Source organism: Labilibaculum sp. DW002 (assembly GCF_029029525.1).
GTDB classification, from domain to species: Bacteria; Bacteroidota; Bacteroidia; order Bacteroidales; family Marinifilaceae; genus Paralabilibaculum; species Paralabilibaculum antarcticum.
Genome location: NZ_JAKJSC010000001.1, coordinates 2,826,722 through 2,838,024, shown reverse-complemented (window position 1 = coordinate 2,838,024; position 11,303 = coordinate 2,826,722). Strand labels below are relative to the sequence as shown.

Below are 11,303 nucleotides of genomic sequence, written 5' to 3'. Positions count from 1 at the left end.
TTTTTGAAGAAATCGAGGAGTACTCCCTTTTGTTTGCCCTAATATTTTGCCAGTCAAAAAGGAAAGTACAACATTGTTTTTGCTTTACTATTGTTTAATGTTCTGATTTAGAACCGCTTCTCCTTTAAGGATTTTTTTAGCAAGGAACTGTATCGTGCGTTTTTGAATTAAAAAAGAATAATTTTCTCTTAATTCAGAAAAATCATCATGCAGCGGACATTTATTCTCATGGTCACATATTTTAAAACCAAAGCCACATTGTGTAAAGGATTTTTCGCCATCTATTGCGATAATAATTTTCTGTAGTTGGAGGTCTTCATTTTCTTTATCGAAAAAGAAACCGCCGTTTCGCCCTTTAATGCTTTTAATTAGATCGTGTCGAGTAAGTACTTGCAATATTTTTGCAGTAAAATGTTCCGGAGATTCAATATTTTTAGCAATTTCTTTAAAACCAGGACGTTTTTCTTCCCAGTTTTGCAGCTGGATGTAAACCAGTGCTCGTATAGCGTATTCGGCAGTTTTCGATAGCATATTCCTTACTTATTTTTCCTTTGCTTTTGTTCCAATTCAATTGCTTTAGGAAAAAGGATATTGTTTTCTAAATGAACATGTCTGTGCAAGTCTTTTTCGAAAGCTTGTAGGTAATCATAGCTAGCTCGATAGGTTCTGCAAGCTCCTTCAGGCACTTCATAACCAAGGGTTAATGCAGAAATTTCTTCAAAGCGAGATCCTTCATTTTCATGATGTTTTACAAGAGTTGAAATAGTTTCTTCCGCAGAAAGTAGAGCTGTTTTATTTTCTCCATTTTCCAATTGTTCAATAAGAGGAAAAAGTTCAGTCTCTTCCTGTTCCATATGCCTTGTAAGCTGTCCAACCGTTTGTTTAAAATGATAGTTAATCAGTTCTATTTCGGGATGCAAATTGCCGTGAACGGTTTCAATTTTATTAAGAAATTTAGAAATCATTGGTATTTGTTCACGCACATAGGAATGATGCTTTTCTTTGATATATCCCATTAAATCTGCTAAGGACATATGATCAAAGTTTGGGGAAAGATCTGGCTCTTTTAAGGCTATTTCTATTTTTTTCAATAACTCTTTGGCATTAAGCGATTTTTTTTCACATGCTTCCAATAAACTTTGTTTTCCACCACAGCAAAAATCAATTTGATGATCATCGAATATTTTAACGGTCTGAAAATGACTCTTCACAATATCTCCTACACTTGTTTCCTGACTAATCATGATATATTTTTAGAATTACATCTTTAAAAAAGACAAAAAGATCTTTAGGTCGCTAAATTAGAAGAATATTTTGACAATCACAATAAAAAGGCTAGGAGAGAGGTATTTACTTGAAGTTTCAATTTATAATATAGAAACCAAAAAAGGCTGAATCAATAAAGATTCAGCCTTTGTATATTGTTAGATGTTGAAGCTTACAAACCTAGTACTTTAACGCCTTGCTTGTAAACGATATCTTTAGGAATACCAGCATTGTTTACACGATCAAGGTCAGCTTGAAGTGCTTCACGAATGTTACCTTTTTCAGCGATCAATTTCTTAGCGCCTTCGTAGTTAGCATCACCTTGAAGAATCATCAACATCTCACCCATTGAGATCATTGCAGCCTTCATTTTCTCGAAATCAACTTTGTAAGTTCCTGTTGCCTCATCACGAGTGAAAGCTCCAGTTTCTTCAAAGTGGTAGAAACGAATCATGTTAGCCTTGCCGTGAGCACTTGCAGCACCAAAACGTACAGAACGGAAAATACCAGCCATAAAGGTTACATAGTTATCCATTAGATCTTTGTCTTTGATTTCGCCCCACTCAGCAAGCTTAGTTACCATATAAAGACCTAAGATGTCAGCCTTACCTTCTTCAATAGAAGTATAAGCATCCTTAAGAGCTTTACGAACAGTTAAGTTTTTGTCAGCAAGTGTGTATTTGATACCTAAACCGTGAGCAACTTCATGGAACATTGTGTTCTCGAAGAAAGCATCGAATTTCACGTGCTTACGCTGAGATTCATCAATCAATAAGTTTGAAATAGGCGTTAGAATTTTATCAAATTTAGCCTGCATTGCATTCTTCAACTGAAGTTTACGACTACCTTTTGCAAGATGCACTCTTGGGTCGTTTGGTAGGTTGATAGCGATATTCTTGCTACCTGCGTTACAGTCACCACCGTAGTAAATGACGTCGTAAGCATTCATATCTGCATTAGCATTCGCTTTTTCGGCTTTGTACTTTGCAGGAACAGGAAGACTTTCTTGCAGACGAGGAAGAAGAGCACCAAAACGAGAAAGCGTCTTAGACCAAACTTTATCCTTAACTAAAATTTGAGCAGAGTGAGAAGCTTTGTATCCATAAAGAGCATCTTCGTAAGTTTCGATAGGACCAACAACGAAATCAATAGTGTTGTCTTGCATATCCATCCATGCCATATCCGAAGCTAAATAGTCATCAGTAAGTAACGCTTGTGCACGTAACTCTAAATACTTTTTAAGACCAGTATCTTCAGCAAGCTCAGCAGCTTTTAATAATAAAGCAGATGCCTTTTCGTGTTGCTCTTTGTAAGCTACGTGGTAAGGAACCACTTTTAAATCACCATTTGCATCACGCTGAATTTTTGTGTACCAATCGGTTTTCATTTCATCATCAATCGCATCAAACTCCTCTTGAGTCATATCGCCAGGATAGAAATTAGCACCTTTAGGTTTGGCATCGAAACCTTCAAGAAAAGCTTCGTTATTTTCTAATCTGTCCCAAGGCCCATAATTGATTTTTGAATAAGCAATCTCAGCAGGATCTGTCAGTTTTGAAAGGTATTCTGTTTTGTCGCCAATAGCGTCTTTCCAGAAAATCTCTTCCATAATTTCTGACACTTCAATCAGAATAGGAAGCATTTGCTTTTCCTTCTCAGTTAATTTACTGATGTCTGTTGTTAACTCAAACTCAGCGTACTGATCAACCAATTTTTGAGTTGGCGATACTTCAGTCTGTTTAACTGGCTTTTCATTACAAGCCACAAAGCTTAAACTCATTGCTAGTAATAAGGCAATCGATGCGATTTTTCTCATTATTTCTAAGGAATTATTAGTTAGTAATTGTTTCATATTCTTAACAATACAACGCTCAAAATAGTTTATTATTTTTTACCTTGCATTGCAATTTATGCAAATCAAAAATACAAGCAAAGAATTGTATTATCAAGTCTATCTTGATTGGAATTAATTTAAACAACCTAACGTATAAAAAAGATGAAAATTAGATTATTATTAACTGCTATTCTAACATTTGCTTTGTGCCAAGTTTCGTTCGCTAAAAAGGATGAGGAAACTAAGAAATCGTATCAGTTTACCATTGAAAAACAATTGGCATCTACACCAGTAAAAGATCAGCACCGTTCGGGAACTTGTTGGGCTTATGCTATGAATTCTTTCTTAGAGTCGGAATTGATTCGTAAGGGTAAAGGCGAATTCGATCTTTCAGAAATGTTTATTGTAAATAGAAACTACCATTTAAGAGCTAAAGATTATGTGCGTTTTCATGGCATGAAGAGTTTCTCGGCAGGAGCTGAAGGTTGGGATGCTTTGAATGTGATTAAGAAGTTTGGCATTCTTCCACAAGAAGTATACACAGGAAATACCTTTGATGAGACATTGCCTGTTCATGGTGAAATGGATGCTATTTTAAAAGCTTACGTAGATGCGGTAGTTAAAAATAAGAACAAAAAGCTTACGCCGATTTGGAGAAAAGGTTTCGACGGTGTTTTAGATGCTTATTTAGGCGAAATTCCAGAATCATTTACTTACAAAGGGAAGGAATACACTGCAGAATCATTCACTTCTGATTTAGGCTTAAACATGGACGATTATGTGACAATCACCTCTTATACACATCATCCATTTTATGAGAGCTTTATTTTTGAAGGAGCCGATAATTGGTCATTGGGCGAAGTTTTAAATGTTCCAATGGATGAAATGATGCAGGTTGTTGATCATGCTATTGAGAAAGGGTATACAATTGCTTGGGGGAGCGATGTGAGTGAGAAAGGATTTGCTTTTAGAAAAGGTGTTGCAGTTGTGCCTGAAACGGAGTCGAAAAATATGGCAGATTCAGAAATCTCAAAATGGCAGAATATGAGTCGTGATCAAAAATCAGCTTATGGAACGGACTATCCTGTAAAGGAAAAAGAAATTACTCAGGAAATGCGTCAGGTAGCATTCGATAATTATGAATCAACTGAAGATCATATGATGCATATTGTAGGAACGGCTAAAGATCAGAATGGAACGAAATACTACTTGGTGAAAAATTCATGGGGAACCGACAGAAATGAGTACGGAGGATTTTTTTACGCTTCGGAAGCATGGATAAAGTATAAGAGTATATCTGTAATGCTTCATAAAGATGCACTTCCTATTGAAATAGCTAAAAAACTTCGATTGAAATAGAAATTAAAATTGAAAGGGCTTGAATGAGAATTCAAGCCTTTTTTTTATGCTTGAAATTTAGATTGATATTATTTTTGTCTTCAATGAATAATTTTTTTATTCTGAAGTATTATTCGATCGTTCCTTACTCATGGAATTCTGCTTTTAACGCCTTTTTTACCTATGGGACCCAGTGTCGAACTGAATGCCAGTTAGTAGGATAATCTGAATAAATATATTTAATTGTAGGTTGTTAATTAGTTGGGATTTGACATTGAGTCCGGAGATCGGGACCCGTTTAATGAAGGTGGCGTTAAAAACAAAAAGCTGTTTGAACGAAGTGAGTTTTTTTGTTTAGCCATCAAATTGTTAACGCGTGATTGAGGATGTTCTCAATGATTTTTTGTTTACTTTTTCATCTAAGGAAAAAATGTAAAAGCCTGTCTGGCTTGAAGACAAGAAAGAAAAGAATAATTACTTGGTAATTTATTTTAGAGAAAAATAGATTATAGAATACAAAAACACCACCTCCCGCGTGGGAAGGTGGTGAAAAAAAGCAATGGAAACGAATTTCCATCACAAATATCATATAAGCTTACTCAATTTTTACCTTATCGGTAACAACATAGTATCTTGGATCATCAATATCTCTTAAGATAACTGAATTAAAATGAGTGTCAGCACGTTGTAGTAGGGTTATACAGTCATCACTTAGGTGCTTCAGTTTAATTGTTTTTCCAGCCGCCTCATATTTCGCAACTAAATTACTAATTGCCTCAATACCAGAATGATCAGCTACTCTAGAGTCAATGAAATCAATTTCTACAGATTCTGGATCATTTTCGATGTCAAATTTGTTATTGAAAGTTGTGATTGATCCGAAGAACAAAGGACCCCAGATTTCATACACTTTAGTTCCATCTTCTCGATTTGATTTTCTTGCTCGAATTTTACGAGCATTATCCCAAGAAAAGGCAAGTGCACTAACAATAACACCAACCAACACTGCAATAGCAAGGTCGAAGACAACGGTCAAGCCTGATACTAAGATCAATACAAAAGCATCGGCTTTTGGTATTTTTAAGAGTACGTTAAAGGTAGCCCAGGCAAATGTTCCGATTACAACCATAAACATCACACCAACCAAAGCAGCAATAGGTACCTGCTCGATAAGCGGAGAAGCAAAAAGTATAAATGCTAATAAAGTTAAAGCAGCGATAATACCAGATAAGCGACCACGCCCACCAGATTTTACATTAATAAGTGACTGACCAATCATGGCACATCCACCCATACCACCAAAGAATCCGGTTACGATATTAGCAGCTCCCTGAGCCATACATTCGCGGTTACCATTTCCACGCGTTTCTGTAATCTCATCAAGAAGGTTAAGCGTCATTAAGGACTCAATCAATCCGATAGCAGCAATAATTGCAGCATATGGTAGAATAAATTTGATTGTTGTTAAATCAAATGGAACCAGAGTAAATAATTGAGTTTGAAAGCTTGGAAGTCCCCCTTTTAAACCTGTTCCACCACCATCACGAATAAATGAACCTACAGTGCTCACATCTAACCCACTAAAAATTGCTATAGCCGAAACAGTAAGAATAGCTGCTAAAGCTGCGGGAACTTTAGTTGTGACCTTAGGTAGTAGGTACATGATACCCATGGTTAATACAACCAAACCAACCATAGTGTACAGCTCTATTCCTTGTAACCAAGTTGGTTCTGCTCCCGAAATATCTTTAAACATGCCTAATTGCGACATGAAAATTACAATGGCCAAACCATTAACAAATCCCATCATGACTGGATGAGGAATGAGTCTGACAAATTTACCAAACTTGAATACACCAGCTAAAAACTGAAGAACTCCAGCCAGAACGACGGTTGCGAACAGATAATTTAAACCCATATTCTGAACAGGTTCTACCATATCAAGTCCCATTTGGTTTCCATCTTTTACAAGACTAACCATCACAACTGCTAATGCTCCGGTTGCTCCTGAAATCATTCCCGGACGACCACCGAAAATTGAAGTAATCAACCCAATCATGAAAGCTGCATATAGACCAACTAATGGATCAACTCCCGCTACAAAGGCAAATGCTACGGCTTCCGGAACAAGTGCTAAAGCAACTGTTAAACCTGAAAGAATATCATCTTTTGAATTCGCGGCTTTCCGTTTGAAAAATTCTACCATCTTCGAATCATCAAAATTTTGAATAAGACGGCAAAACTAGGCTTTTAAATTTTAGTAATGTTAAGATTAGATTAAAGAATTGGAAAATATTTGAGCGGAAACGTTTTATATGTTGTCTAACATGTTTTGGAGGAGACTAAAATATGCAAGTTTCCAATATTTAGAGATAATGATAAGATTCTAAATAGAGATTAAGACTTAAATTATTTTTTTTCATTCTCTTAAAATCCTTAAATTGAATTAAGTAATGAAATGTAAATGATATCCAGTTAACGAACTCTTATTTGCCCTAATTATTAGGGATACGAAAAGTAGATTGATAGAGATTATTAATCCGTGAGTGATGAAAAGAGTAATTAAGGATTACAAAAGTATTGGAATTAACCTAATTCAGTTGTTGATAAAAAATTTCCCAGATGGAATTTATGAAGATGATTTAATAAGTATCAGCAAGCCCAATGGTGATAAAATAAATGTTATTGAGTTAAAAACTGAGGATACAATCTACCTCATTAAAATGAATCAAGAATTACAAACTACAATTGATTCATTCACAGGAGATTTTGAAGGTCTTGACCCTTATTCTGATGGATACAGAGAAAGTCCTTAGTTGATTTGCTTACTTAAAGCGGCAACAACAGTTTTAACAATACCATTTTTGTCGTAGCCACATTCTCGGTACAACTCTTGTTGAGTACCTTGTTCTACCCATTTATCAGGTACACCCAAACGTTTTACTTTGGCGTAATAGTCATGTTCACTCATGAATTCAAGTATGGCTGATCCTAGTCCTCCAATAATGCATCCATCCTCAATAGTAATGATTTGCTTGTGTTTTGTAAAAACTTCGTGTAGTAGTTCTTTATCGATAGGTTTAAGAAAACGCATATCATAATGAGCAATTGAATGGCCTTCTTTTTCCAGTTCATCGATGGCATCGCTTGCTTGCATACCAATTGGTCCGATAGATAGAATTGCTAAATCTTTTCCATCTCTCAACTTTTGACCTTTACCAACCGGAAGAATTTCAAAAGGCTTTTGCCAATCAATGATACGGCCTTTCCCTCTTGGGTAACGGATAGAGAATGGTCCCATATTTCCTTGTTGAGCCGTAAACATCAAATTTCTCAGCTCGATAGCATCCAAAGGAGAAGAAATTGTCATATTAGGAATGCATCTGAAAAAGGCAAGATCGTACACACCATGATGAGTAGCACCATCGGCACCAACCAAACCACCTCTGTCTAAACAGAAAACAACATCTACATTTTGTAGGGCAACATCGTGAATTACTTGATCGTAGGCACGTTGCATAAATGATGAATAGATAGCACAGAATGGAATTTTTCCATTTGCAGCTAATCCACCAGCAAAGGTAACAGCATGTTGTTCTGCTATTCCCACGTCAAAGGCTCTGTCTGGCATTTTTTCCATCATGATATTCAATGATGACCCCGTTGGCATAGCAGGTGTAATACCTACAATCTTATCATTTTTTTCGGCTAACTCAACAAGTGTATTTCCAAAAACTTCTTGGAATTTTGGAATTTTAGGAGAATCAGACTCTTTCTTTAATATCTCACCTGTGCTAGCATCAAATTTAGCCGGAGCATGCCAGTAAGTTTGATTTAACTCTGCAGGTTCAAAACCTTTTCCTTTTTTTGTGATACAATGTAGGATTTTGGGTCCTGGGATTTTTTGCAAATCACTTAGAACTTTGACCATATGATTCACATTATGTCCATCAACAGGTCCAAAGTATCTGAAATTTAAGGCTTCGAACAAATTACTTTGTTTCAGTAGAATAGTTTTGATACCATGTTCTACTTTCTGAAATAATTTTTGGGTATTTGGATTTACTCGATTAAATTTTCCAAGAAAACGCCAAACGTCATTCTTTACCTTGTTATATGTTTGTGAAGTTGTAATGTCTAACAAGTATTCACTTAATCCACCCACATTGGGATCGATAGCCATATTGTTATCATTTAAAATCACTAGCAAGTCAGCATTGTTTGTAGCCGCATTATTTAAGCCTTCGAAAGCTAAGCCAGCTGTCATCGAACCATCACCAATTACAGCAACTGTTTTTCTATCTTTTTCATCACTCAACTGAGCTGAAACTGCCATACCAAGTGCAGCTGAAATGGATGTTGAGGAGTGACCTACGGTAAAAGCATCGTATTCGCTTTCACCACGATTGGGGAAACCACTTATTCCTTTATATTGTCGGTTTGTATGAAAAAGATCTTTTCGACCAGTTAAGATTTTATGCCCATAAGCTTGGTGTCCAACATCCCATATCAGATTATCGTAAGGCGTGTTTAAAACATAGTGTAAGGCAACACTGAGTTCAACAACACCAAGGCTGGCACCAAAATGGCCTGGGTTACAAGAAACTTGTTCGATAATCTCCTGACGAAGCTCTGTACAAACTTGAATTAGATCATCTTCAGAGACCTTTTTTAGGTCGGATGGGAAGTTGATTTGATCCAATAGTGGTTTCTCAGACTTGGCCATGTACGAAATCCCCTTTACAATCGTTTAACAGAATAAGAATTTGTTTATTATTTTTAGCTAATGCTAGATAAACAGATCATTCTGGAAGCAAAATTATGCACGAAGATAATAATAAAAACTAAAGTATTCTTTCATTCGTGTGTGGTGATCCCATAGCAGATTCCTATATTTGCTTGTAGAAGTGCAAGTTTCATTACTAACAAAAGTACAATTTAAACATGTTCAAAAAAGCGAGCCCCGTAGTATTCATCTTAGTATCTGTTTTTTTATGCTTTTCTTGTGTGCCTACAAGACAATTTCAAGAGCTTCAAAACAAGCAAGAAAATTGCCAGGATGAATTAGAAATGGTTAAGGAAAAAAACCTTGAATTGAGTGAGGCAAATACTGAATTAAGTGGAAGATTGGAGGTTTTAGATGAGAAATATAAAAACTTACTGTCCGATACACTTGATATATCTAGAAGACTGCAATCAGCTCGAGAACGATTAAACAGAATTGAAAAAAGCAATCAGGATTTACTAAGTCAATTGGCAGGAATGCAAGCTGGTAATGCAAAAGAGACAAAAGTTTTGCTTGGGCAGATAAAAAAAGCACAAAATGAACTTCGCTTGCGCGAGGATGAGGTTTTGGCTTTGGAAAAAGAAATGAATGCACGAAAGCGTAAGTTGGATGCCTTACAAGCCGAGCTAAATAGGAGAGATAAGCGCTTGCAAGAGTTAGAGTCTGCTTTAAATAGAAAAGATGAAGTAGTTCGCGCCTTAAAACAAAAGGTAATGAATGCATTAACTGGTTTTGAAGGGAATGGACTGTCGATTACTACGAAAAATGGGAAAGTATATGTTTCCATGGATGAAAAGCTACTATTCAAATCGGGAAGCTATCAAGTTGACCAAAGAGGAGTTGAAGCATTAGGGCATTTAGCTGGAGTTCTGGCTCAAAATAAAGATATCAATGTAATGATTGAAGGACATACCGACAATGTTCCTTACAATGGAAGCGGAGCACTAAAAGACAATTGGGATTTAAGTGTAAAAAGAGCTACCTCAATTGTTCGTATTCTGGTTCGTAACAAACAGATTGATGCCAAAAGATTAACCGTTGCCGGTCGTAGCAAGTATGTTCCTATCGATTCAAATGCTTCAGCTGTTGGTCGTAGCAAAAACCGTAGAACCGAAATTATATTAACGCCAAAATTGGATGAATTATTCAAGATATTGGAAACAAATTAATAAGTAGAGACGCACTGCGGTGCGTCCGTACAATATTAAATTTCAAATATGAAAAGTAGTCAGTTATTTCAATTGGAAAAATCCATAATTGGAATGGTGCACGTGCAAGCCTTACCGGGTACACCTAAAAATAAATATTCTCTTGCCGAAATTTGTGATATTGCAGTAGCTGAAGCAAAAACATACGAAGAGGTTGGCTTAGATGCTGTCATGATTGAGAACATGCACGATGTTCCTTACCTGAAAGGTTCTGTTGGCCCAGAAATAACAGCTGCAATGGCTGTTGTAGCAAAAGCAATACGTGATGCGGTGCAATTACCATTAGGAATACAAATTCTGGCTGGGGCTAATAAAGAAGCGCTGGCTGTCGCAAAAGCTGCAAATTTTCAATTTATTAGAGCCGAAGGATTTGTATTTGGTCATGTTGCCGACGAAGGCTACATTGATGCTTGCGCAGGGGAATTAATGCGTTATCGGAAAACAATTGGTGCCGAAGATATTGCCGTTTTCACGGATATAAAAAAGAAACACAGTTCGCATGCAATTACTTCGGATGTAGATATTGATGAAACAGCACATGCGGCAGAATTTTTCTTGAGCGATGGAGTGATTATTACAGGATCTTCGACAGGAAAAGCGGTTTATTTACACGAATTAAAATGCCTGAAAGATAAAATTCAGATTCCAGTCTTAATTGGATCAGGTATAACTGCAGATAATATTCAAGAATATTGGGAATATGCTTCTGCTTTTATTGTTGGTTCCCACTTTAAGGAAGAAGGGTATTGGGAGAATAAAATTTCGGAAATGCGACTTCAAAATTTCATGAAAACTGTGAAACGATTGGCGAACGCATAACTAAATTAAGTAGAACTCGTAATAAATTTAATAGAGCATTTTATTGAATTTA

The 11,303-nt window shown here is 36.2% G+C and carries 9 protein-coding genes; 4 read left to right on the top strand and 5 right to left on the bottom strand.

Features of this window, described 5'->3' with window-relative positions; genetic code table 11:
• Positions 1-87 precede the first annotated feature (87 nt).
• The 3 genes from L3049_RS11270 to L3049_RS11260 form a co-directional block, all read right to left on the bottom strand.
• Entirely contained in the window at positions 88-531 is a 444-nt protein-coding gene (locus L3049_RS11270; RefSeq protein WP_275109909.1) for an RrF2 family transcriptional regulator, read from the bottom strand.
• Between the two features lie 5 nt (positions 532-536).
• On the bottom strand, positions 537-1,244 hold the full coding sequence (gene ric, locus L3049_RS11265) for an iron-sulfur cluster repair di-iron protein (RefSeq protein WP_275109908.1): 708 nt from the start codon (positions 1,242-1,244) through the stop codon (positions 537-539).
• 194 nt (positions 1,245-1,438) lie between these two features.
• Positions 1,439-3,082 carry a dipeptidyl-peptidase 3 family protein gene (locus L3049_RS11260; protein ID WP_275109907.1) on the bottom strand — a complete coding sequence of 548 codons (1,644 nt, stop codon included), beginning with the start codon at positions 3,080-3,082 and terminating at the stop codon, positions 1,439-1,441.
• 180 nt (positions 3,083-3,262) lie between these two features.
• On the opposite strand from L3049_RS11260, the gene L3049_RS11255 reads away from it, so the two are divergent.
• Positions 3,263-4,459, top strand: coding sequence for a C1 family peptidase (locus L3049_RS11255; RefSeq protein ID WP_275109906.1), 1,197 nt, complete (start codon positions 3,263-3,265; stop codon positions 4,457-4,459).
• A 574-nt stretch (positions 4,460-5,033) separates the two neighbouring features.
• Here L3049_RS11255 and L3049_RS11250 read toward each other — a convergent pair.
• The gene (locus L3049_RS11250; RefSeq protein ID WP_275109905.1) at positions 5,034-6,644 is read right to left on the bottom strand and encodes a SulP family inorganic anion transporter; all 1,611 of its coding nucleotides are present in this window, start codon (positions 6,642-6,644) and stop codon (positions 5,034-5,036) included.
• A gap of 343 nt (positions 6,645-6,987) precedes the next feature.
• On the opposite strand from L3049_RS11250, the gene L3049_RS11245 reads away from it, so the two are divergent.
• The gene (locus tag L3049_RS11245) at positions 6,988-7,254 is read left to right on the top strand and encodes a hypothetical protein (RefSeq protein ID WP_275109904.1); all 267 of its coding nucleotides are present in this window, start codon (positions 6,988-6,990) and stop codon (positions 7,252-7,254) included.
• Here the strand turns inward: L3049_RS11245 and dxs are convergent.
• Positions 7,251-9,164, bottom strand: a complete 1,914-nt coding sequence (gene dxs / locus L3049_RS11240) for a 1-deoxy-D-xylulose-5-phosphate synthase (protein ID WP_275109903.1) — start codon at positions 9,162-9,164, stop codon at positions 7,251-7,253. The genes L3049_RS11245 and dxs overlap by 4 nt on opposite strands.
• Positions 9,165-9,445: 281 nt before the next feature.
• Between dxs and L3049_RS11235 the strand changes: the two genes are divergently transcribed.
• Together L3049_RS11235 and L3049_RS11230 are read left to right on the top strand one after the other, a co-directional pair.
• The gene (locus L3049_RS11235) at positions 9,446-10,393 is read left to right on the top strand and encodes an OmpA family protein (protein ID WP_275109902.1); all 948 of its coding nucleotides are present in this window, start codon (positions 9,446-9,448) and stop codon (positions 10,391-10,393) included.
• A 48-nt stretch (positions 10,394-10,441) separates the two neighbouring features.
• Positions 10,442-11,251, top strand: coding sequence for a BtpA/SgcQ family protein (locus L3049_RS11230; RefSeq protein WP_275109901.1), 810 nt, complete (start codon positions 10,442-10,444; stop codon positions 11,249-11,251).
• Positions 11,252-11,303: the final 52 nt, after the last annotated feature.